21 protein-coding genes are annotated in these 23,340 nt (G+C 63.2%); 14 read left to right on the top strand and 7 right to left on the bottom strand.

The window, feature by feature from the left end:
- The first annotated feature begins 19 nt into the window (after positions 1 to 19).
- Genes LPA36_RS23475 through LPA36_RS23490 form a run of 4 tightly spaced genes read left to right on the top strand, consistent with a single transcriptional unit; the run spans position 20 to position 5,155 of the window.
- Positions 20 to 472: an anti-sigma regulatory factor gene (locus LPA36_RS23475; protein WP_228882139.1), complete on the top strand. Its 453-nt coding sequence runs from the start codon at positions 20 to 22 to the stop codon at positions 470 to 472.
- A complete protein-coding gene (locus tag LPA36_RS23480) occupies positions 460 to 1,527 on the top strand; it encodes a SpoIIE family protein phosphatase (RefSeq protein ID WP_228882142.1) in 1,068 nt (355 codons plus the stop codon). The genes LPA36_RS23475 and LPA36_RS23480 overlap by 13 nt, the downstream gene beginning before the upstream one ends.
- On the top strand, positions 1,524 to 3,257 hold the full coding sequence (locus tag LPA36_RS23485; protein ID WP_228882144.1) for an ATP-binding protein: 1,734 nt from the start codon (positions 1,524 to 1,526) through the stop codon (positions 3,255 to 3,257). The genes LPA36_RS23480 and LPA36_RS23485 overlap by 4 nt, the downstream gene beginning before the upstream one ends.
- A complete protein-coding gene (locus LPA36_RS23490) occupies positions 3,254 to 5,155 on the top strand; it encodes a hybrid sensor histidine kinase/response regulator (RefSeq protein ID WP_228882146.1) in 1,902 nt (633 codons plus the stop codon). Before LPA36_RS23485 ends, LPA36_RS23490 begins: the two co-directional genes overlap by 4 nt.
- 28 nt (positions 5,156 to 5,183) lie before the next feature.
- Here LPA36_RS23490 and LPA36_RS23495 read toward each other — a convergent pair whose 3' ends face one another.
- The 3 genes from LPA36_RS23495 to katE all read right to left on the bottom strand — a co-directional run bounded on the left by LPA36_RS23495 (position 5,184) and on the right by katE (position 8,598).
- Complete coding sequence (locus tag LPA36_RS23495) at positions 5,184 to 5,483, bottom strand: hypothetical protein (RefSeq protein ID WP_228882148.1); 300 nt, start codon at positions 5,481 to 5,483, stop codon at positions 5,184 to 5,186.
- 64 nt (positions 5,484 to 5,547) lie between these two features.
- Positions 5,548 to 6,339 carry an SDR family NAD(P)-dependent oxidoreductase gene (locus LPA36_RS23500; RefSeq protein WP_228882149.1) on the bottom strand — a complete coding sequence of 264 codons (792 nt, stop codon included), beginning with the start codon at positions 6,337 to 6,339 and terminating at the stop codon, positions 5,548 to 5,550.
- A gap of 135 nt (positions 6,340 to 6,474) precedes the next feature.
- Positions 6,475 to 8,598 carry a catalase HPII gene (gene katE, locus LPA36_RS23505; protein ID WP_228882151.1) on the bottom strand — a complete coding sequence of 708 codons (2,124 nt, stop codon included), beginning with the start codon at positions 8,596 to 8,598 and terminating at the stop codon, positions 6,475 to 6,477.
- 279 nt (positions 8,599 to 8,877) lie between these two features.
- Between katE and LPA36_RS23510 the strand changes: the two genes are divergently transcribed.
- The 9 genes from LPA36_RS23510 to LPA36_RS23550 all read left to right on the top strand — a co-directional run bounded on the left by LPA36_RS23510 (position 8,878) and on the right by LPA36_RS23550 (position 17,781).
- Positions 8,878 to 9,195 (top strand): hypothetical protein, encoded by a 318-nt coding sequence (locus tag LPA36_RS23510; RefSeq protein ID WP_228882153.1) that lies wholly within the window; start codon positions 8,878 to 8,880, stop codon positions 9,193 to 9,195.
- 209 nt (positions 9,196 to 9,404) lie between these two features.
- Positions 9,405 to 11,216, top strand: coding sequence for a hybrid sensor histidine kinase/response regulator (locus tag LPA36_RS23515; RefSeq protein ID WP_228882156.1), 1,812 nt, complete (start codon positions 9,405 to 9,407; stop codon positions 11,214 to 11,216).
- Positions 11,217 to 11,387: 171 nt separating this feature from the next.
- Complete coding sequence (locus tag LPA36_RS23520) at positions 11,388 to 12,467, top strand: acyl-CoA dehydrogenase (RefSeq protein ID WP_407674329.1); 1,080 nt, start codon at positions 11,388 to 11,390, stop codon at positions 12,465 to 12,467.
- A 32-nt stretch (positions 12,468 to 12,499) separates the two neighbouring features.
- Positions 12,500 to 13,099, top strand: coding sequence for a class I SAM-dependent methyltransferase (locus LPA36_RS23525; RefSeq protein ID WP_228882159.1), 600 nt, complete (start codon positions 12,500 to 12,502; stop codon positions 13,097 to 13,099).
- Positions 13,096 to 13,749, top strand: coding sequence for a glycosyltransferase (locus LPA36_RS23530; protein WP_228882162.1), 654 nt, complete (start codon positions 13,096 to 13,098; stop codon positions 13,747 to 13,749). Before LPA36_RS23525 ends, LPA36_RS23530 begins: the two co-directional genes overlap by 4 nt.
- Positions 13,750 to 14,340: 591 nt before the next feature.
- Positions 14,341 to 14,790 carry a response regulator gene (locus LPA36_RS23535; protein ID WP_228882164.1) on the top strand — a complete coding sequence of 150 codons (450 nt, stop codon included), beginning with the start codon at positions 14,341 to 14,343 and terminating at the stop codon, positions 14,788 to 14,790.
- A gap of 284 nt (positions 14,791 to 15,074) precedes the next feature.
- Positions 15,075 to 15,251 (top strand): hypothetical protein, encoded by a 177-nt coding sequence (locus LPA36_RS23540; RefSeq protein WP_228882166.1) that lies wholly within the window; start codon positions 15,075 to 15,077, stop codon positions 15,249 to 15,251.
- Positions 15,252 to 15,273: 22 nt separating this feature from the next.
- A complete protein-coding gene (locus LPA36_RS23545) occupies positions 15,274 to 15,570 on the top strand; it encodes a hypothetical protein (protein ID WP_228882167.1) in 297 nt (98 codons plus the stop codon).
- 249 nt (positions 15,571 to 15,819) lie between these two features.
- On the top strand, positions 15,820 to 17,781 hold the full coding sequence (locus tag LPA36_RS23550) for a PAS domain-containing hybrid sensor histidine kinase/response regulator (protein WP_228882168.1): 1,962 nt from the start codon (positions 15,820 to 15,822) through the stop codon (positions 17,779 to 17,781).
- Positions 17,782 to 17,884: 103 nt separating this feature from the next.
- Here LPA36_RS23550 and LPA36_RS23555 read toward each other — a convergent pair whose 3' ends face one another.
- From LPA36_RS23555 to hmpA, 3 genes are all read right to left on the bottom strand, one after another.
- The gene (locus tag LPA36_RS23555) at positions 17,885 to 18,847 is read right to left on the bottom strand and encodes a LysR family transcriptional regulator (protein WP_228882169.1); all 963 of its coding nucleotides are present in this window, start codon (positions 18,845 to 18,847) and stop codon (positions 17,885 to 17,887) included.
- A gap of 61 nt (positions 18,848 to 18,908) precedes the next feature.
- Positions 18,909 to 19,295, bottom strand: coding sequence for a hemerythrin domain-containing protein (locus LPA36_RS23560; protein ID WP_228882170.1), 387 nt, complete (start codon positions 19,293 to 19,295; stop codon positions 18,909 to 18,911).
- 30 nt (positions 19,296 to 19,325) lie between these two features.
- A complete protein-coding gene (gene hmpA, locus LPA36_RS23565) occupies positions 19,326 to 20,507 on the bottom strand; it encodes an NO-inducible flavohemoprotein (RefSeq protein ID WP_228882171.1) in 1,182 nt (393 codons plus the stop codon).
- Between the two features lie 138 nt (positions 20,508 to 20,645).
- Between hmpA and norR the strand changes: the two genes are divergently transcribed.
- Positions 20,646 to 22,232: a nitric oxide reductase transcriptional regulator NorR gene (norR, locus tag LPA36_RS23570; RefSeq protein WP_228882173.1), complete on the top strand. Its 1,587-nt coding sequence runs from the start codon at positions 20,646 to 20,648 to the stop codon at positions 22,230 to 22,232.
- Positions 22,233 to 22,352: 120 nt separating this feature from the next.
- Here norR and tehA read toward each other — a convergent pair whose 3' ends face one another.
- A complete protein-coding gene (gene tehA, locus LPA36_RS23575; protein ID WP_228882175.1) occupies positions 22,353 to 23,324 on the bottom strand; it encodes a dicarboxylate transporter/tellurite-resistance protein TehA in 972 nt (323 codons plus the stop codon).
- Positions 23,325 to 23,340 lie beyond the last annotated feature (16 nt).

Below are 23,340 nucleotides of genomic sequence, written 5' to 3' on the forward strand. Positions count from 1 at the left end.
CCCCGCAGCGTAGTGCTTCATGAATTACGCCGACACGGGTGGACTGAGTGGCGAATCCGCGCGCGACGCTACCGCGCCCGCACAGATTCTGCCGATCACAAACGATGAGCAGATCGTGCGGCTGCGTCAGTACGTGCGTGAACGGGCCGTCGAGCAGGGTTTGTCGCTTGTCGACCAGACGAAGCTCGTGACGGCGGCGAGCGAACTCGCACGCAATACGCTGCTTTATGGCGGGGGCGGCGAAGCGCAATGCTACGTGCTTGAGCGCAACGGCCGCCGTGGCGTGCGGCTTGCGTTCGTCGATGGGGGGCCTGGCATAGCCGACGTGCCCCGCGCGATGACCGACGGCTTTACATCGGGCAGCGGTCTCGGTCTCGGGCTGGGCGGTGCGAAGCGGTTGTGCGATGAATTCAGCATCCATTCCACGCCCGGCGTGGGAACGACGGTGACGATTACAAAATGGAAGCCCTAGTGAACGACGGCACGACGGCACAGCAGCAGTTTCTGGTCATCGATACCAGCCAGGTGGCTCACGCGCGACGCAGCGTGGGTGATCTGGCGCGCGGGCTCGGATTTTCCGAAACGGCGGCCGGGCGTGTCGCGATTGTCGTCACAGAATGTGCAACGAACATTCTCAAGCATGCCGGCCACGGCGAGCTGCTGGTGCGGCGCATCGCGTTCGCTCAACCGCATCCGGCGCACGTCCGTGTTGGCATCGAGCTTCTTGCGCTGGACAAGGGCCCGGGCGTCCGCGATCTGCAGGCGTGTTTCGAGGATGGCTATACGACGGCAGGCAGTGCAGGCAGCGGCATGGGGGCGATCCAGCGGCAGTCCGATGAGTTCGATATCTGGAGCCAGCCCGGTCACGGCATGGCGCTGCGCGCCGTGATATGGGGCGATGACGGCCGGCTTGCACAGCCGCGTGGCCCGTTCGAATTCGGCGTGGTGAATCTGCCCGTAGCGGACGAAACGCTGTGCGGCGACGCGTGGGGCGTGGAGTCGAATGAGGACGGCGTGACGATCATGGTGGCCGACGGGCTCGGCCACGGTCCGCTGGCGAATACGGCGTCGGTCGCAGCGGTGCATGCGCTGAGCGGCAACGCGCGATTGCCAGTCGTCGAGATCATGGATCGCGCACACGAGGCACTGCGGTCTACGCGCGGCGCGGCAATCGGCATCGCGCGCTTCGATGGCGCGAACGGCAAGCTGCAATTCGCGGGCGTCGGCAACATCTCGGCGGTCGTGATACAGAACGACGGCACACGGCGCCAGATGATGTCGCACAACGGCATCGTCGGTCACAACATGCGTCGCGCGCAGGAAGTCGATGCGCCGTGGTCCCCGCATTCGCAGCTCGTCATGCACTCGGACGGACTGCTGACACGCTGGGATACCGGTCACTATCCGGGGCTCGCGCTTCGCCATCCTTCGCTGATTGCGGGCGTGCTGTATCGCGACTGCTCGCGTGGCCGCGATGACGTCACGGTTCTGGTGGCGCGTTCACGCGCGCAGGCGGGGGTCGCATGACGCTGCCGGTCCTCACGCTCGTTGTCAGTACCGAACAGGATCTGGTCGCAGTGCGCCGCCGTGCGCACGAGATCAGCTCGGCGCTCGGATTCGGCCAGCAGGACCGCGCGCGTATTGCCACAGCCGTGCTCGAGATAGCCCGCAATGCGCTCGCGTTTGCAAATGGCGGCCGCGTATCGTTCGAGGTCGAAGGCAGCGTGCCGCCGCAACTGCTGACGGTGCGTATCGCCGACGCCGGGCCCGGCATGCCGGACCCGGCGAGCATGCCAGCGGGCGGTCTCGTTGCCGCGCAACGCCTGATGGATCAGTGCCTGATCGACTCGGCGCCCGGCGCCGGCACCACGGTGATTCTCAAGAAGGCGATGCCGGAGCGCGCGCCCGTTGTTACGGCGGACACGATCGAGAGCCTCACGGCGCGACTGGACGCATTCGAGGGCAAGTACACGTACGAAGAATTGCAGCGGCAAAACCGCGAACTGCTCGCTGCCCTGACCGATCTGCACGAGCGTCAGGACGAGCTTACCCGGCTCACGCGTGAACTCGAGGATACGAACCGCGGCGTCGTCGCGCTCTATGCGGAACTCGACGAACGGGCTGATCATCTGCGTCGCGCGGACAACATGAAGTCGCGCTTCCTGTCGAACATGAGCCACGAGTTTCGTACGCCGCTTTCGTCGATCCGCGCGCTGTCGAAACTGCTGCTCGACCGCATCGACGGCGAACTGACAACCGAGCAGGAAAAGCAGGTGCGTTATATCCGCAAGGCGGCAGACGATCTCTCCGAAATCGTCAACGACCTGCTCGATCTCGCGAAGATCGAGTCCGGAAAGATCGAGATTCGTGCGGCGGAATTTGAAATCGATTCGCTCTTTTCGGCGTTGCGCGGCATGATGCGGCCGCTTCTTGCCGATGCGCCGGTCGAACTGATCTTCGAGCCGTGCCCTGATTCTCCACCGATCTACAACGACGAGGCGAAGGTCGCGCAGATCCTGCGCAACTTCGTTTCGAACGCGCTGAAATTCACGGAAAAGGGCGAAGTACGTGTGAGTGCCGCATATCACGCCGATACCGGGATGGTCACGTTCTGCGTGGCCGATACGGGCATCGGCATCGCATCGGAACATCTTCAGCTCATTTTCGAGGAGTTCGGTCAGGTGGAGAACCGCCTGCAGAACGCAGTGAAAGGCACCGGTCTCGGTTTGCCGCTATGCGCAAAACTGTGTGCGCTGCTGGGCGGCTCGCTCAGCGTCGATAGCACCGAAGGGCGTGGCTCGGTCTTTTCGGCCACGCTGCCCATCTACTTTGGCCAGGCGACGGACAGCGCCGTGGAACGCGAAACGTTGACGATCGAAGCGGGCAAGCGTCCGATCCTTGTCATCGAAGACGAACCCGAAGTACGTCTGCTGTACGAGAGCTGGTTGCGCAACACCGACTACCAGGCCGTCTCCGTGAAGAACCTGCGCGAAGCGGACCAGATGATGAAGCTCATTACGCCGAACGCGATCGTGCTCGATCTGCTGCTGGGAGAAGACGACACATGGCGCTGGCTGATGGAGCTGAAAGCCGGGGAATACGGCCAGCGTATTCCGATCATTGTCGCGACGGCGGTCAACGAAAGCAACAAGGGCAAGGCGCTGGGCGCCGATGCCTATCTTTTGAAGCCGATTACACGCAGTGACCTGATGTCGTCCATCGACCGCCTTGTCGACCCGCAGGAGGAGGACGTATGAACGATCCACGTTCAAGCCTCATCCTCAACGTCGATGATAACGAAGGCGCACGTTACGCGAAAACGCGCATCCTGCAGCGCGCGGGCTTCACGGTGCTCGAAGCCGCGACGGGTCACGAAGCGCTTTACAAGGTGCGCAACGAGTCGCCTGAGCTCGTGTTGCTCGATGTGAAACTGCCGGACATCAACGGCCTCGAAGTGTGCCGGCGCATCAAGACCGACCCGGAAACAGCATCGACGCTCGTGCTGCAGACATCGGCCGCGGCTGTGCATAGCATCGACAAGGTGCGCGCGCTCGATGGCGGCGCCGACAGCTACCTGACCGAACCGATCGAGCCGCCCGAACTGATCGCGAACGTGCGCGCGCTGCTGCGCGTCAGGCACGCGGAGAACGCGCTGCGCGAAAGCGAGGAACGTTTCCGCCAGATGGCGGAAAACATCGAGGATGTCTTCTGGATGCTCGACCCGATGACCGACGAACTGCTCTATGTCAGCCCGTCGTATCACCGCCTGTGGGGCCGCGACGCGGTGACGCCGAAAGCAGGCGCGAAGCACTGGTCCGACGACGTGCATCCGGGCGACGAAGCGCGCATTGCCGCAGCGTACCGGGCGCTACTCACTGAAGGCAAGTTCGAGGAGGAGTACCGCATCGTGCGTCCCGATGGCAACGTGCGCTGGGTGAGCGAACGGGGTTTTCCGGTGCGCGACGCGCATGGCCGCATCTATCGTCTTGCGGGCATTGCCAGCGATATTTCGGAGCGCAAGCGCAACGAACTGCTGCTGCGCGATGCGGACCAGCGCAAGGACCAGTTCCTCGCAATGCTCGCGCACGAACTGCGCAATCCGCTTGCGCCGATCCGTAACGCAATCGAATTGATGCAGGCCGACCGCCTGCCTTCTGCGGAGACCTTCGACAGCGCGCGCGCCATCATCTCGCGTCAGGTGAAACATCTGAGCCGGCTTGTCGACGATCTGCTCGACGTGTCGCGTATCACGCAGGGCAAGATCACGCTCAGGCGCGAACCTGTCGAGATGACAGCGGCGGTCGCCGCGGCGCTTGAGACATTGCAGCCCGCCATCGTAAAGAAGCAGCACGACATTTCGGTTCATCTGCCGGACGAACCACTCTATGTATCCGGCGATGCAGTACGTATTTCGCAGGTGATCGCCAATCTCCTGTCGAATGCGTGCAAGTACACGCCGGAACATGGCGAGCTGTCCATCACCGTGACGCATGTGGGCGCGAACGTGAAGATTGCCGTCAGGGACAACGGCATCGGCATTCTGCCGGACATGCTCTCGCGCGCGTTCGAACTGTTCGTGCAATCGGAAAGTTCGCTGGAGCGATCCGAAGGCGGGCTGGGCATCGGCTTGCCGCTCGCACGAACGCTGGTCGACCTGCACGGCGGCACCATCGAGGCGTTTTCGTCAGGGCTCGGGCAGGGCAGCGAATTCGTCGTAACATTGCCACTGCTGCCTGCCGATCAGGTGCCCGTGGCGTCCGCGCCTGTCGATACCGGCGAGGCGCCGCATGCGCGCCGTCTTTTGCTGGTCGATGACAGCGTCGATGCAGCGGAGGCGTTGTCGCTGCTGCTCGGCACGCTTGGCCACGACGTGCGTACCGCAAACGATCCGTGGACTGCACTCGAACTCGCGGATGCGTTCAACCCGCAGGTGATCATTCTCGATATCGGCTTGCCCGGCATGGACGGCTTCGAGCTTGCCCGCATGATGCGCGGCAAGCCCGGCACGGCGGCTGCACTGCTGATTGCGTTGACGGGTTACGGCCAGGAGCGTGACCGCCAGCTCTCGCGCGAGGCCGGCTTCGATCATCACTTCGTGAAGCCGGTGTCGTTCACCGAGATCCAGGCAGTTATCGAACGCGCGGCGGCCAGCTAGCGTCTGGCGGGTGTGCCGCATTTGCGCCTCATACGATGATTGAAAGCGCGATCGCGATCCAGACGGCCGTCATGCCCGCCACGAACATCTTGCGCGCGACGCGTATTTTCACGTCGCTGGTGTCGGGTTCCACCGGGCTGGTTGCCATCCACGGAACGAGCCCGAGGCACGCGAAACCCGCGAGCGCGAAGCCGACCACGAAGACGTGCGAGACTGCCCAGCGGGAGCTTTCGTGGACACCCCAGTAGCCGAGAAACACAATGCCGATGGAGAACACGGTCGAGGCCGCTGAACTGAGCGCCACGACCGATCCGGTTGGGCTTGGCATGCGCTACCTCCTTTCGTCGGGTCACCTGCGTCCAGCGATTCTACGTCACACGCGTCGGCCCGCATCACACCGTTTTCAGCATGCCGCCGTCGACGAAATACGTCGCGCCGACGCTGTAGCTCGCGCGTTCGGAGCACAAAAACACGATGAAATCGGCGAGCTCCGCTGGCGTTGCGAAGCGGCCAATGGGAGCGTGCTCGTCGGCGACCTGCTGCAAATGCGCCTGCCAGTCTTCGCCCGAAGGCTGCGTGAGTGCCTTCGCGGTCTTGATCCAGTCCGGTGTCAGCACGAGCCCCGGGTTGATCGTGTTGACGCGGATGTTGTCTTTCACGAGTTCGTTCGCGAGGTTCTTCGAGAACATCATCAATGCGGCTTTCGTCACGTTGTAGATCGGCTCATAGCCGAGCGGCTGCACCGCACAGATCGACGCGTTGTGCAGGATCGCGCCGCCGCCGCGTGCTTTCATCGAAGGCACGAGACCGCGTGCGAGCCGCACGGCCGCCATGACATGGAGGTCCCAGTACGACTGCCATTTGTCGTCGGGCGCGTTCATGATCGTTTCGTTGCTGCCGGTACCGGCATTGTTAAAGAGGATGTCGGCGCCACCGAACGTCTCGACTGCGGCATCGACGAGGCGTGTGACGCCTTCGGCGGTCGCGACGTCGCACGCCACGCCGATGGCCTCTACACCGTGGCTCGCCGTAATCTGCGCGACGGCGGCATCGAGCCGGTCCTGCTGACGCGCGGCCAGCACGAGGTTCACGCCTTCAGCCGCAAATCCTTCCGCCACCGCGAGCCCGATACCGACGCTCGCGCCCGTCAGAACCGCTACCTTGCCGCGCAGATTCAGATCCATGAAGTGTCTCCTGTAGAAGAGGGCCGCTGTTGCGATTCTGCGCGCATTCGGTACAAAACGGTCCGGCCATGAAAAACGGGCTGCATGGATGTAATCCATGCAGCCCGCTGCGTTACGCAAGGGTCGCTACGCCCGTCACGCGGGCACTGTTTGCGCCGCCGCCTCCCGCGCCCACACGCGATGTTGTCCCGCAACTTCGATGAACTGTTTGATGACATCGGCGAGCTGGCCGTCCTCACCGGTTGTGACGCCTGCTTCTTCATCGGGCAGGTGTGCAGCCTTCAATACCTCGCGGGCGCTGCCCGTTGCGCCGATTGCCTTCAGGTGCCGGTACGCTTCGAGCACGAAGTGACGCGCGTCGCCGTTTTTCGACAGCGTCTGGGCGCTGTCCTTGCCCGGCACGACAAACACTGCGTCGAACATGATCGACGGCATGCCGGCAAGTGTGGCGTCGGGCACGACGTCGCCGATTGCGGCGAGCGATGGCGCGACCACCATCGCCATCGCGCCTTCCTTGCCGAATGCGTCGCGCAGTTTCCCGAGCGCCGCCACGTCGGCGCCAGGTGCCGCGAGCAGCGCGATCTTGCGCGTCCTGATGCCAGGCTTCACGCGATTCACGAGGCTGAGCGCGGGCGATTTCGCCGGCGTTGGCTTGCCGCGCTTGCTGCCCGGTTTCGGCTTCGGCAGCCCGAGTGCTTCGGCGACGCCTGCTGCGAGCGCCGCGTCGATGTTCGCGATGATGTCGTTCACTACGCGCGCGCGAATTTCCGGTTTCTTCACCTTGCCGAGTTCGAACGTAAAGGCTGCCGCGATATGACCTTGTTCGGCATCGGACATGCTGTTGTAAAACAGCGTGGCCTGCGAGAAATGATCGGCGAACGATTCGCTGCGCACGCGGATCTTCGTGCCTTCGACGCGTTCCTGATAGCTCTCGAAGCCGCCTTCGGCAGGCGGCGTTTCCTTCGGCCAGCCGCCGCTCACCGAATTCGGTTCATATGACGCCTGGCCCACGTGAATCGTCTGCCGGTGCATCGCGTCGCGCTGGTTGTTATGAAACGGGCACACAGGCCGGTTGATCGGGATCTCGTGGAAATTCGGGCCGCCCAGACGGCTGATCTGGGTATCGGTGTACGAGAAGAGCCGGCCCTGCAAAAGCGGATCGTTTGTGAAGTCGATTCCCGGTACGATGTGCCCTGGGTGAAACGCAACCTGCTCGGTCTCGGCGAAGAAGTTGTCCGGATTGCGGTTGAGCGTCATCTTGCCGATGATCTGCACGGGCACGAGTTCTTCGGGAATGAGTTTCGTCGGATCGAGCAGATCGAAGTCGAACGCGTGTTCATCTTTTTCATCGATCACCTGCACACCGAGTTCGAACTCGGGAAAGTCGCCGCGCTCGATGGCTTCCCACAGATCGCGCCGGTGATAGTCGGGGTCCTTGCCGGCGATTTTCTGCGCTTCGTCCCATAGCAGCGAGTACGAGCCCAGCACCGGCCGCCAGTGAAACTTCACGAAACACCCTTTGTCTTCAGCGTTGACGAAGCGGAACGTGTGCACGCCGAAGCCTTCCATGGTGCGCAGGCTCTTCGGAATCGCGCGGTCGGACATGGCCCATGTGACCATGTGCGCGGTTTCCGGCACGAGCGAGACGAAGTCCCAGAACGTATCGTGCGCGGTGCCGCCTGTCGGCATTTCATCGGGCGCTTCGGGCTTGACCGCATGCACGAAATCCGGAAACTTGATCGCGTCCTGAATGAAGAACACCGGCATGTTGTTGCCGACGAGATCGTAGTTGCCTTCCTGCGTGTAGAACTTCACCGCGAAGCCACGCACGTCGCGCACAGTGTCGGCCGAACCGCGCGGTCCCTGCACGGTGGAAAACCGCACGTAGACCGGCGTCTGCACGGCCGGGTCCTGAAGAAACGCGGCCTTCGTGATTTTCGCCTGCGATTCATACACCTGAAAAAAGCCGTGTGCAGCCGAGCCCCGGGCGTGGACGATCCGCTCGGGAATGCGCTCGTGATCGAAGTGTGTGATCTTTTCACGCATGATGAAATCTTCCAGCAGGGAAGGGCCACGCGGACCCGCGCTGAGCGTGTTCTGGTTGTCGGCGATCTTCACACCCTGGTTCGTGCGTAGCGCCTCGCCGTCCGGCTTCGCGCGAAAGCGGTCGAGGTCGGCCATTTTGGCGTCGTCGCCAGATGGGTTTTTCCTGCCGGACTGGCCGCTGGCCGCACGGCCGTTACCTTGCTTCGTTGCCATGGAAACGCTCCTGTTTCTTCAAATTGAGGCGGTGGTTGCCCCTGGCAGGTCGCAAGGCATGTTCCCGTAACGCCGGCGGATGGCACGTCGGCTGGGCAACGCGGGCTGTGGCCGTTCGGTGCGCCGGCGGTCAAGGCGGGTGGGAGGGGCCGCTGTTGCATCGGCCCATCAGATTCTTATGTAACGTTTGCGCGTAAGCCTGTATGAATGTACAGTGTTGCGACCATATAGCCGGCACCGCCTTTGTCAGGGCGCGGCCGGGCCCGCTGGAGACCTTTCTTGCGCACATTCATCTTGCCGGTAGCGTTGTTGGGCATCGCGTCGAGCGCGTATGCCGGGGAGCGGTACGTCGAGGTCTGGAATCCGCCGGAAGCGCAGTCTGCGCCCGCCAAACCCGGCGCGCAGAAAAAGACCAGCCACCGGCCGGCTGCCCGAAAGCCGTCCGCAACCATCGCGAAGAAAGTGACCGATCCGGCCGCGAACAGTGCGAACGCGAATGCCGTCGCCGCTGCGCCGCACGTGAAGGTGCGCCCAATCGATCCGAATACGGATATTCCCCGCAAGATCGGGCCAGACGGGCACGTACTGCGCGTCTGATTGTCACTTCCACTGTTACGTCCGTTTCGACCGCACGCGGCGCGTGAGTCGCACAGATAATTTAACGCAATGCGTCCGTACGGGCGGCCTGTGGGCCGCCCGTTTTCGTTATGCACGGTCAAAATGCGGCGGGGTCGCGCGCCCGCATTCCGCGAGGCACGCAGATTGCTGAATTCTGACGACCCCTTTCGTCAAAATCTGGGACCCCGATGAAACCCGCCCAACCCACGGCAAATACCGACATCGAGCGGGCCCGCGTCGCTGGCGTGCTGGCAACAGAGGCGTTTCTGCGACGGCCCGCCCGAGCCGCCGACCATCTTGCCGAAAACGACGTCCTGCTCGCGCTCGTGCGGGCCTTGACCGGCTCGCCGGACGCCTTGCTGCAATCGTTCGCCAGCTCGGCGCTTGCGCTTTGCAAGGCGGGCAGCGCCGGTATCAGCCTTCTCGAAGGCGCGTCGGCAAGCGATGCCGTGTTCCGCTGGATTGCCGTAGCCGGTCTGTGCGAAGGCCTTGCTGGCACGTCTACGGAACGCGATGAATGTCCGTGCGGCATGACGCTCGCGCTCGGCACGCCGCAGCTTTTCGAGCGTCCGCAGGACTTTTTTGCCTGCCTGCAGGATACGCAACCGGAAGTCGTTGAAGGATTGGTCGTGCCGATTCCTGCTGCTGAAGGTCCGCATGGCGCGATCTGGGTGATCTCTCACGATCCGGCACACATGTTCGATCCTGAAGACGCGCGACTGCTCACGCATATCGCGACGCTCGCGGGCGCGGCGCTGACGCATCTGAATGCACGCCGTCGTGCCAGCGAGGAAGCCGCGGTGGCCGAGGCAGCGCGTGCACAGCTGGAAGAATCGGAGGTGCGTCGTGAAGAATTCATCGCGATGCTGGGACACGAATTGCGCAACCCGATGTCGCCGATCGAGAGTGCGATTGGCGCGTCGAAGCATCTGTGCGCAAGTAACGACGAAGCGCTTGGCGTGCTGAACGTCGCGCAACGGCAGATGCGTCACCTGCGCACGCTCGTCGACGATCTCCTCGACGCGGCGCGGCTCAAGCATGGCAAGGTCGCGATCAGGCGCAGCAATACGTCGCTCAATGAAATTGTGTTCGATGCAGTGACAGCCGTGAATCATCACGTCGAGGCGCGCAAGCATGTGCTGACGCTGCATGGTATCGACGACCCGGTTTATGTCCGCGCGGACCATGTGCGGCTGAGCCAGGTGCTCGGCAATCTGCTTTCGAACGCGGCGAAGTACACGCCCGCCGGCGGCCATATCGAACTGAACGTGGCGTCGTTACCCGAGGAGCCTCTTACGACGGGCGCTTCGGGAAAGGACAATTACGGCGTCGTCGTGATCACGATAACGGACGATGGCGTCGGCATCGATCCTGGAATGCTGCCGCACGTATTCGATCTTTTTGCACAGTCGCCATCGAGCAATGCGCGGGCGGAAGGCGGACTTGGCATAGGCCTCGCGGTGGCGAAGCGGATGGTTGAACTCCATGCCGGCACGATCGCGATCGGCAGCACACGCGGCGGGAGCGGCACAACCGTCACGCTGCACCTGCCGATACTCGATCGAAAACGCTCGACGCTCGAGCCTTCGCGCCGTGATGTAACGCCGATGCCGGCGCCCGCGCGTCTGCTCCTCGTCGACGATAACCGCGACGCGCTCGAGGCCCTGAAAACCCTGCTGGAAGTGCAAGGTCACAAAGTGGTCGCAGTCGACAACGGCAGGGACGCCGTCGAGCTCATCCGTTCATGGCTGCCGGAAGTGGCGGTGGTCGACGTTGGCATGCCGGGGATGGACGGCTTCGAAGTCGCGCGCGCGATCCGCTCCCATGTCGAGCTTTCCAGCGTCATGATCGTCGCCTTGACCGGCTACGCGTCAGAGTCGGACAAGTCGCGCGCACTTGCCGCGGGCTTCCACTATCACCTGACGAAGCCGCTCTCGATAGACAAGCTCAATTACCTTCTGTCGCATCGAAGCGGCGGCATGATTCAGGGGCTCGTGTAGTTTTCTTTTTCGTTCTCAGGCTGCATTGACGCACATCGGTGCACGCCTCAGGGCGCAAATCGGGCGGGCATGCCGTTTGCCCTTATGTGTCGGCGCCGTTGCGATATTGCTGTCCGGACAGACAGGCGCGTTGTCCCGCGACGCCTTTCACTGGAGAGCGAAATGTCTGACATGCCTTTAGCGCGCGCCGCGAACGACACACATCACATGGAGAACGTGTACGGTGGCGAGCGACCGGCAATGACGCTTGCTTCGCTTGAGCATTTCCTTGCCGATGTACGTTTTGACGCGAACGCTGTAACCGACCTTGGCAACGTGTTGAGCGCGATAACGCTCCGCGGACTCGACCGTCTGCCGCTACCGGGGCAAGGCGCGACGCTGATGCGCTGGCGGATGCTGGCCGCGGTCGCGGCCCGCGATCTCGGGCTCGTCAAACTCTACGAAGGACACACCGACGCACTCGCGATACTCGCCGAACTGCGCGGCCCGGTGGCGCCTCGCCGCAGCAGATGGGGCACGTGGGCTGCAGAGCCGCCGGACGCGAGAGTCGTGGCGACTGCGTCGGGCACCGGCATGCTGCGTTTGCACGGCACCAAGGCGTGGTGTTCCGGCGCGCAGGTCGTGAGCCACGCACTCGTCACGGCGTGGCAAGACGATGCGCCCGTGCTTGCCGCCGTCGATCTGCAACAGCCTTCAATCTCGATCTCGGCCGATAACTGGCGGGCAGTGGGCATGCACGCCACCGCGAGCGGCGACGTGTGCTTTGAAGGCGCAAGCGCGACGCAGGTTGGCGGCGCACACGACTACGTGACGCGTCCGGGTTTCTGGCAGGGCGGAGCGGGCATTGCCGCGTGCTGGTATGGCGCCGCGTGCGGTATTGCCAACGTGCTGCGCGAAGCAGTGATCCGGCGCGCCGATCCTTATGCGCTCGCGCATCTTGGCGCGGTCGATGTCGCGCTTGCAGGTGCCGCTGCGGTGTTGCGTGAAACGGCAACCTTTATCGACGCGCATCCCGAGGGCAATGCGATGCATGTCGCGCTACGCGCACGCCTCGCCGTCGAGAATGCCGCTTGCGTGGTGATGACGCATGCCGGTCGTGCGCTCGGTGCGGGCCCGCTGTGTCGCGATGCGCGTTTGGCCCGGTTGATGGCGGACCTGCCTGTGTTTCTGCGCCAGAGTCATGCCGAGCGCGATCTCGCCGCGCTCGGCAAGACCTGCATCGACGATCCCGGCCCTGCGTGGCTGCTTTAAACGGTTCCCGCGCGGAACATCGGACGGACAGCATGGCCTCGCCCGCAACCTGCTTCGATGCGCTGTACGCCATCAGCGACGACCCATGGGGCCTGCGCGCGCGCTGGTACGAGCGCCGCAAACGAGAGCTCACGATGGCAGCGCTACCGCGCGAACGTTACCGGTGTGCATTTGAACCGGGCTGCTCGAACGGCGAACTGAGCGCATTGCTCGCGACACGATGCGATGCGGTTTTCGCGCTTGACCTGAACGGGAGAGCCGTGCAGCTTGCGCGTGCACGTCTTGCCGGCATGCCGGCCGTGCACGTCGAACAGGGCAGCGTGCCGCACGCATGGCCCGGGCGCGAGTTCGATCTGATCGTTCTCAGCGAGATCGCGTATTACTTCGATGAAGCCGAACTCGAAACGCTTGCGCAGAAAATTCGCGCGACCTTGTCGGCCGACGGCACGTTGATCGCCTGTCACTGGCGACATCGTTATGACGAGGCGATGCAATCCGCAGAAGCGGTGCATGCGTCGCTGCATACGCTCTGCGCGTTGCCGCGCATCGCCCGCCATGAGGAGTCCGATCTGCTGCTGGACGTATGGACGAGACACGGCGCGTCGGTCGCACAGGAGGAGGGCATCGCATGATCGGCGTTGTCATTCCTGCGCACAATGAAGAGGCACTTCTTGCAGCGTGTCTTTCGGCTGTCAGGGAGGCGGCCGTGCATCCCGGACTCGCAGGCGAGCCTGTTCAGATCGTTGTCGTGCTCGACGGTTGTACCGACTTTTCGGGCGCGATTTCGCACGGCTTCGGCGTCGATACGCTCACGTTGAATGCGCGCAATGTCGGCATCGCGCGCGCGGCGGGTGCATCCCATCTGCTCGATGCCGGGGCGCGATGGCTCGCCTTTACCGATGCCGACAGTTGCGTGTCCGCTGCATGGCTTGTCGCGCAATTGTCTCTGGGCGCCGACGCGGTGTGCGGATCGATCAGCGTCGACGACTGGTCCACGCATCCGCCGTGCGTGCGCGAGTATTTTCGCAACCACTATATGGATGCAGAGGGCCATCGCCACGTGCACGGTGCGAACCTGGGCGTCTCCGCAGAAGCGTATGTCCGCGCAGGCGGTTTTCCTCCGCTTGAATGCCGCGAAGACGTGGCGCTCGTCGATCTGCTGATCGCAACGGGCGCACGCATTGCGTGGAGCGCCCAGCCGCGTGTGGTCACAAGCGCGCGGATCGAAGCGCGCGCACGGGGCGGATTCGGCGATACGCTCGCGCAGTGGGCGACGGGCTGAACCCGGGTGGTTGAAGCGCTTTTCATCGCGTTGTCATACGTAGCGATGTTTCGCGCGTCAGGTGAAGGGTTTTCCCTGAAATACTTTTTTCGAAAGATTCGCTGTGCTGTCCTGCGCTGTAAATACACCGCGCTGCCTTGTCTGGCAGCGCTTGCGTCGCGCTTCGCCGATTTCAGGTCATGCCTGAAGGCGTTGCGCGCATCGGGTTCTCCCGAGGCCAATCAATGTTCACCCCGGTTGTATTCATTCTTTTGACGTCTTAGGCTGGTTTGAACACGGCTCCTTACCCGGCAAGGCGACGGGAATATTCAACGAATCAAACCGGTAAGCATGTAACGCAGGCAGGTGTGTATCTTGCGGTCGCAGCGTCGGTGCTTTTTTACGCAGGTGGAAACCAGGTTACGTGGAACCAGAGGAGCGCCAACTCTGGTCGACCGCAAGAACCTGCATGGGACCAGAGTTGGCGCATGGGGCCGGAGTACGCGCTAAAGCGCCAACTCCGGCCGACACGCTAACTCTGGTCGACCGCAAGAACCTGCATGGGACCAGAGTAAGCGCTAAAGCGCTAACTCTGGTCGACAGGAGAATGGAATGGTCAGCGCGGGCGAAAGCGATGGAGACGATGTGGTGTTGTGGCGATCGTTCACGCGAGCGATGGCCGATCATCGGCGCGTGCTTGTCGTGGATGACTATCACGACGCCGCGGATGCACTGCAAATGCTGCTCGACGCCGATGGTTTCGAGTGTCGCGCGGTTCACGACCCGCTCGACGTCTGCACCATTGCCGGTGAATGGCAGCCGTTCGCGGTGGTGCTGGATATCGCAATGCCTGGGCTCGACGGTCTCGAACTGGCACGCAGGCTGCGCGCTGACCCGCAGACCTCGCACATGCTGCTGATTGCATGTACCGCGTTTGCATCGACCGAGGACAAGGCGCGTGCCCGCGCTGCGGGATTCGACGCACATTGTGCAAAGCCATTGACGCCCGAGCGCATCATTCGCGTTCTTGAAACAGCGGCATCCAGCGTTTCACCTGACTGACAGTCTGCCTGGCGCCTGGCGCTGCAGGGAATATTTGCGGTCGCGTTGTAATTTCCCCAGGCAATTTCTTCATGCGCCGCCCCAGCCTGTCTGCCTGCACCGCAGTGACGCGCCAGGGCGGATCGCCGGCGCGCCCCTCGCGTGGCATAACGGTGCAGGAAGGCACACACCTTGCTGCGATTTCCATGTCCTTTAGTCCCTCAGGAAGCAGAAGGCCAGCCGGGCGCTGCGATGCGGCCGGTCACCCGACACTGTCGTTCCACAACGGAATCAGGAGAAATGACATGAATCCGACCCTGCGAAAAGTTCTGGTTGCTATGTCCCTTGTCGCGCTGGCTGCGGGTCCAGCCGGCTGCAAACGTGCCGACACCAGCAGCGATTCCGGCGCGACCGGCATGAGCAATTCCGCCAGCACGCCAGCAGCCGCCGGCGCCATGGCCGCATCAGGCGCGAGCCAGTAACGCTCTGCCCGCGGAGAAGGTCATGGAATCGATCACCAGGGTCCATTACGAGACCAACGTCTGCGGCGGCGACTTCGGGAATGTCGTCGAATGTTTTGACCGCTGGAAACACGAGCCTCTTGTGTTTCGCGCGGGCCAGAACATGTTCGAAGGCAAGGAAGAAGTGCGCCGCGTTTCGGAGCGGGTATTCAGCAATGGCGAGCTGGCGCAAAGCACGCTCGTGGACATGTGCGATCCAGACGCGCCCTATGCACTCGCCGCCGAAATCCACGACGGCGAGCGCGACATGTGGCTCGTCATGGCCGCTTACGAAGATTAGCCGCACCTGCGCTGTCCCCTGGCGCTCTGGCGGACACGCTGGCGCCATGTGCGATCTTCCCCCAGCTCGCCCCTGCGGCAGCGGGTGCAACCGGTAATCCGGTCTGCCCGTTCGGGTGGCCTGAAGAGGCAAGCCCGGCTTCAGGCTCGAACTGTGCCCACGGCCCACCCGGGATTACCCCGACCACGGAGGCATCCTGCCGCGCGGGGTGTATCCTGTGCTGCGGCAATAACACATACTCCACGCGCCATGATTCCGTCTGATACGCCGCTATCTTCCAGCCTCACTGCGTCCGGTGCGTCGCCAGGCACGCACGCCGACGCGCCGGCCGTCCAGGACGCGAGTTTCCGCGCGCTGGTACAGGGCATCGAAGACTACGCGATCTTCCTGCTGGACCCGACGGGCCATGTGATCACCTGGAACATCGGCGCGGAGCACATCAAGGGCTACAAGCCGGAAGAGATCATCGGCAGCCATTTCTCAACCTTCTACACAGAAGAAGCCGTGGCGCGCGGCTGGCCTCAGCACGAACTGGCAGAGGCCACGATTTACGGCCGTTTCGAAGACGAAGGCTGGCGCGTGCGCAAGGACGGTACGCAGTTCTGGGCGAATGTCGTCATCACGGCGCTACGCGACGCCCATGGCGAATTGAGCGGCTTTGCGAAGATTACCCGCGATCTGACGGTCCACCGCAACCAGATCGAGGCACTGCGGCAGAGCGAAGAACGCTTCCGGCTGCTCGTGGAAAGCGTCAAGGACTACGCGATCTTCATGCTCGACCCCGACGGCCGCGTCGTCAGCTGGAACACGGGCGCGCGCAACCTCAAAGGCTATACGCGCGACGAGATCATCGGCCAGCACTTCTCCGTGTTCTATCCGGCGGAAGACATCGCCGCGGGCAACCCCGAGCGCGCACTGGCGACCGCGCGACTGACGGGACACGTCGAGGATGAAGGCTGGCGCGTAAGGCAGGACGGCACGATGTTCTGGGCAAACGTCATGATCACGGCTGTCTATGACGAATCGCGCTCGCTGCGCGGCTTCGCGAAGGTGACACGCGACATGAGCGAGCAGCGGCATCGCGAAGAACTCGAAGTGTCGAGCGAACGCATGCGGCGCTTTCTCGCGATTCTTGCGCACGAACTGCGCAATCCACTCGCACCGTTACGCAACGCAGTCGGCGTGATGCGGCTCGAAACCGGGTTGAGTCCTTCACTCGAACAGACCCGTGACGTGATCGACCGCCAGGTCACGCACGTCACGCGCCTTGTCGACGATCTGCTCGACGTGGGTCGTATCACATCAGGCAAGGTCGAACTCCGGCTCGAAGACATCGAGGTCGGCGAGCTCATGGCGCGCGCAATCGAGGTGTCGAAGCCGTTCACCGAATCGCGTAACCAGATCGTCCGGATCGTGGCGTGGGATGAACCAGTGCATGTGACGGCCGACCCGACACGGCTCGTCCAGGTGCTGCAAAACCTGCTGCACAACGCGTCGAAATTTTCGCCTGAAGCGAGCACGATCTCGATCAGCGCACGCGCCGTGGACGGCCACGCGTTGCTGCAGGTCCGCGACTCAGGTCGCGGCATCAGTGAGGATCTGCTCGATGCGGTTTTCGATCTGTTCGTGCAGGAACAACAGTGGCCATTGCCGGCGCAGGGCGGCCTCGGCATCGGGCTCACGCTGTGCCGCTCGCTCGTCGAACTGCACGGCGGCACCATCAGCGCCGCCAGCGACGGCGCGGGCAAAGGTACGACCTTGAGCGTTCGCCTGCCGCTCGCAACCGCACGCGCCACCCCTGTATCGCCTGAAACAGTGGACGTCGCGCGGGAGCCCGCTGCAGCGCCGCTGCGCGTGCTGATCGTGGATGACAACCGCGATTCCGCGGACAGCCTCGGCACACTGCTCGAACTGATGGGTCACGACGTACGCGTCGCGTACGACGGTCCCCATGCGCTCGAAATTGCGCGCGACTTTACGGCCCAGGCCGCGCTGATCGATCTGGCGATGCCGAAAATGGACGGCTATGCGGTGATGGCCGCGTTGCGTGCACTGCCAGGATTCGACACGACGCTGTACGCGGCGATGACCGGCTTCGGCCACGCGAGCGATTTTGCCCAGACTCGCGCAGCTGGCTTCGAAGCGCATCTGGTGAAACCCGTCGAACTCGCGAAATTCGAAACCCTCCTGTTGCGCGCGCAGAACCGGTAAGCGTGGCGCGGCGACGCGTTTTTCAAACTCAACCTGGAAACTGAAAAAAAATGCCGGCTCCAGAACGGAAGCCGGCAAAAGAGCGACAGGAGAGGGGTAAAAATCAGGCCCGCAATGCAGTCACGGTTGCGACCTTCGAGGCAACGGCCAGGACAGATTCCTCGCGCCGCACAGCCCCTTCGAAATGAATCTTCAGATGATCGAGCCACGTGCGCACTTTCGCGTCGAGAAATTGCCGCGACGCGAAGAGCGCGTACAGCGTGAGCGGCTGCAAACGGTAGGGAGGCAATACGCGTACGAGCCGGCCCGCACTGATCGCTTCGACTGCCACGTGGAGCGGCAGCGCGCCAATACCCATGCCGAGTTCGAGCGCCGAAGCCGCTGATTCAAGCGTGTTCACACAGAACGCCGGCTTGATCGTCACCGTCACGGAGGCGTCGTTGCCGTCGAAGAGCACGAGATCGACCGACTCAGCGAACGCCGGGCCGAAGCTCACGAACGGATGGGCTTCGAGATCGAACGGTGTCTCGACGGTGGTGTCGCGTCGCAGGTAACCCGGTGCCGCGCACAGCACGCTATACGTCTCGCGAAGATTCACGCCAATGAACGACGAGTCACGCAATGCGGGCATCGCGACGATCGCCGTGTCGAACCCGTCTTCGAGCAGGTCCGTGGTCTCGTCGGAGAGCGACAGGGCAACGTGAACGTGCGGGTACTGCTGCCGGTATTGTCCGATGGCAGGCACGAGGTAGTGCCGGCCGATCGCGGGCGACGCGTGCACGTGCAGCCGCCCGACTGGCTGAAGATGAACCGCACGCGCTTCGGCTTCGGCTTCGTCGATCGAAGCCAGGATCGCGCGGCAGCGGCCCAGATAGCGCTTGCCCGCCTGGGTGAGCGCGATCTGGCGCGTCGTGCGATGCAGGAGACGCGTTTCCAGATGCTGCTCCAGCTCGGTGATGAGCCGTGAAGCAACACCGATACTCATTGTCAGTGAACGCGCGGCGGACGTGAAGCTCAGGTCTTCCGCGACGCGCACGAACAGTCGCATGTTCCGGTACAGGTCCATTGGGGGTCGCCAGGGAAAACGTGCGGGAGCAGAAGTGCCCCCGCACGGCTACTGCCTGCTACTACTCGCAATAATTCGCGAACGCGGGATAAAGACGTATTTCTTCGCGTGTCATGCGCTGGCGGAGCTGGGAAATGGTGCGTCCCAGATGCCGTGCGTAGTCGAGTCCGGATCCGCCGTTTGCATAGGCGTCGAAGAATCCGTTCACGTCGGCGGTGATGTGTCGCATCTCCGTCGAATACATCGCGCCGAGTTCGCGCGTCTCCTCATGTCGCTGCATGACGGGGTACAGCTGTGTGTCTTCCCGTTTGAGGTGCGCCTGTACGAGGGCACGGGCCTGAACCAGTTTCTTTTTGCCTTCTTCGCTGGAAATGCCGAGTTTCTGGCATTCGTCCAGCAGTTTGAAGATCGCTTCGTGATCGTGCCGCAGCGTGTCGGTGAAAGACATGTCTCGTTACCCGTTGTGATTGGACAGGGCTTATTCGAGTGCGGAAGCCGGGCCGAAGAATTCATATCGGCTCTGGTTTTCGGGCACGCCCAGTTCCTTCAGGTGCTTCTTGATCGCCTTCATGAAGCCGATCGGTCCGAGGAAATACGCATCGATGTCGCGCGTTTCCGGCAGCCATTCGTTCAGACGCGCCTGATCGAGCAGCCCGTATGCGTGCGCTTCGGCGTCGCCCTCGCGTTGATGCTCGTAGCAGTAGTACGCGTTCAGCTGCGGATGACGCCCGGCGAGCGCGTCGATCCAGTCGCGGAACGCATGCACGCCGCCGTGACGCGCCGAGTGAATGAAGTGCACCGGACGGTCCGTCTCGAGGGCGGCTTCGAGCATGGCGAGCGTCGGCGTAATGCCCACGCCGCCGCTGATCAGCACAAGCGGCTTCTCGCTGTGTTCGAGCTTGAATTCGCCGGAAGGCGCGTACAGTTCGATCGTGTCGCCTTCATGGACGTAGTCATGCAGATGGTTCGACACGCGGCCGCCCGGCTCGCGCTTCACGCTGATGCGGTATTCGTGCGTGCTCGATGCAGCGGACAGCGAATAGTTGCGGCGCATTTCTTCGCCGTCGATGAACACCTGCATGCCGATGTACTGGCCCGGATGGAACTCGAGCAGATCGCCGCCGTCGACGGGGCTGAAGTGGAACGACGTGATTTCTTCGCTTTCGCGCACCTTGCGCACAATGCGGAACGTGCGCGCACCGCGCCAGCCGCCGCGCGCGTTTTCTTTCTCGGTGTAAATGTTTTCTTCAAGACCGATCAGCAGATCGGCCAGTTGCTGATAGGCTGCTCCCCATGCTTCGATCACAGCGTCGGTTGCGATCTCCGGTCCGAGCACTTCGCGAATTGCGCGCAGCAGGCAGCCGCCAACGATCGGATAATGTTCAGGCAGGATCTGCAGCGCGACGTGCTTGTTGATGATCGTCGCGACGAGGCCGCCCAGTTGTTCCAGTTCGTCGATGTGGCGCGCGTACATCAGCACGCCGTTGGCAAGCGCGCGCGGCTGTGCGCCGCTGGCCTGGTGAGCCTGATTGAAAAGCGGGCGCACCGACGGGTATTCGCTCAGCATCATGTTGTAGAAATGCGTGGTCAGCGCTTCGCCGCCGCTTTCGAGAAGCGGGACGGTTGCCTTGACGATGGCGCGATGTTCGGATGAAAGCATCTGTAGATTCCTTATCGTTGCGGTTGGAAGAGGGAATCGCCTTGCTGGCGGTCTCCGTCGTTCTGGCTTTTATATACACGTTTCATGCCAGCTGGAAATTCCTTTAGAATCAAGTGCCTTTGAATTGGTGTAGTTGATATGACCCGAGTCGAAAAGACTGCCAACGTAGTCACTCTGACTATTCATGCGGTTCTGGACGCGCTGATTCCACTGGTCGAGGACCTGTCGCGCGAGTTGCCGCCCACCGAGCGTTTCCGGCGGCTGCTCGACACCTTGCGCACGCTTTTTCCGGGTGACGCCGCCGCGCTGCTGCGGCTAGAAGGCGACACACTCGTGCCGCTTGCGATCAACGGCTTGAGCAGCGACACGCTCGGCCGGCGCTTTCGTGTGAGCGACCATCCGCGCTTCGCGCAACTGCTTTCGCAGCGCGAACCGACCCGCTTCGCCGCCGATTCCGGCCTGCCCGATCCGTACGACGGTCTCGTGCAGGGCGTCGAGGGCGATCTCGAGGTGCACGACTGCCTCGGCTGCCCGCTCTATATCGACGGCCGCCTGTGGGGCCTGCTGACGCTCGACGCGCTCGACCCGTCCCAGTTCGACGCGCTCGACCTGCCTTCGCTGCAGGCGTTCCTGAGTCTCGCAGCCGCTACCGTGAGCGTGGTCGACCGGATCGACACGCTCGCGCGCAATTCGGAGGAAGAGCACGCGCGTGCCGAGGCGTACCGACTGGCGAGCAGCACGATGCGTCGCGAGATGATCGGCAGCAGCGCACCGCATAAGCGCCTGATCGACGAAATCTCCGTGGTTGCCAGCAGCGATCTGACCGTGCTGATTACGGGCGAGACGGGCGTCGGCAAGGAACTCGTCGCCAATGCGATTCACGGGCTGTCGACGCGCGCCGGCAAACCGATGATCAGCCTGAACTGCGCGGCACTGCCCGATACGCTCGTCGAAAGCGAACTGTTCGGTCACGTGCGCGGCGCGTTTTCGGGCGCCTCGGCGGACCGGCGCGGCAAATTCGAACTCGCGGATGGCGGCACGCTCTTTCTCGACGAAGTGGGCGAACTGCCGCTCGGCGTGCAGGCGAAGCTGCTGCGCGTGCTGCAGAACGGGCAGATCCAGCGCATCGGGTCGGACAGCGAACATAGCGTCGACGTGCGACTGATCGCCGCGACCAACCGCGATCTCGCCGAGGAAGTGCGCGAAGGCCGCTTTCGCGCTGACTTCTATCACCGCTTGAGCGTGTATCCGCTGTGGGCGCCGCCGCTGCGCGAACGCGGCCGTGACGTGCTGCTGATCGCCGGCTTTTTTCTCGAGGAGAACCGCTCACGGCTCGGCCTCTTGAGCCTGCGGCTTTCGAACGAGGCGCAGGCGGCGCTGCTTGCATACACGTGGCCAGGCAACGTGCGCGAACTGGAGCATCTGATCGGGCGCAGCGCGCTAAAAGCGCTGGTGCGCCACGGACAGCGTCCGCGCATTCTCACGATCACGCAGGACGATCTGGCGCTGTCCGATGCGCGTCATGCGTTGTCTGCGCAGACGGGCGCAGCAAACGGCAGCGCAGACGCGCCCGTGGACTTCCGCTCGGCGGTGGAGCACTACGAACGCACGCTCATCGGCGAAGCGCTCGCGCGTAACGATCGCAACTGGGCATCGGCTGCGCGCGAGCTTGGCATGGATCGCGCTAACCTGAACAGGCTCGCAAAGCGTCTCGGTTTGAAGTGAGGCGTGCATGGGTGTGGATGCGAGCGCGGCGTCGCGCCGAGGCACTTGCGGCGGGCAGGCGTTGGCAGTCGCAAGCGCCTTGAGCGTTGCAGATTTCATCGCGCAGGCGGGATCGCGTCGTCAGTCGGCCGCTTCGCGAGGGGTGACGGATTCGCCCCATCCTGCCACCTTCGCGATCGTGCGTACGACCAGATAGCCAATAAACAGATTCGCGCCGGCGAATACCGGCAGCGCGAGGATCTGCGCGGCGGCCACGCCCGCCAGCGCGAGTTTCACGCAGGTGACCGTCGCCGAGGCGACGCCGAACGAATACGACCACCACATGTACGAAAACGTATGCCGTCCCAGCCACGGGCCGAGGCGCATGCCGATCAGGATCTGAAAGAGTCCGTATCCCAGCAGCATGATGAGCCACGGCTGTGTCGAGCCGGGGGCAATCGCGAGGATCGCCGCGGAACACACCACGGGCGGCGCGAACTGGATGCCGAGCAGCGGACGCTGCGCATCGGGCAGCGATGTGCCGTGCCACAGACGGCGGATCACGAGCGGCTCCGTCGCCAGCCAGAAGAACACGCCAGCGCCGATAAAGAGCCACGCCCAGTCGGCATGGCCCAGCACACCGAGCGCACCGGCCGACGTGAAATTGCCCGCAACGGTGGGCAGATAGAGCGTGGGCGCGACGTCTTCGGGCTCACGGCCGCCTTGCCACAACTCGCCGGTATGCCAGACGGAAAACAGCAGATGCCAGGCGATACCGGCCGCTGCGAGCGCCCATGCAAGCGGACGCGACCACGGCAGCACCGCCTGCACGATCAGGAGCGTCGAGATGCCGGGCAATGCGGGCGTGCCACCCGCCACAGGATGCCGGAATTCCCCGATCACACGCGCTGGATGGCGCACCGCGTTCACCACATACCCAATCAGCAGCGCAAGCCATACGGCGGTTGCACTGAGCAGCACCGTTTCACCGATGACAGCGGGCATGTGCCACAGCTTCACCGACACGCGCCATGACTGCCCGACCCCCGAGAGGCCGAGCACGACACTGAAGAGCGACGCAGGCAACGGTAAGGACGCGGGTGCAGGTTTCATCGAAGCGATGTTATCG

The organism is Paraburkholderia saeva, from assembly GCF_907164555.1.
Taxonomy (GTDB): domain Bacteria; phylum Pseudomonadota; class Gammaproteobacteria; order Burkholderiales; family Burkholderiaceae; genus Paraburkholderia; species Paraburkholderia saeva.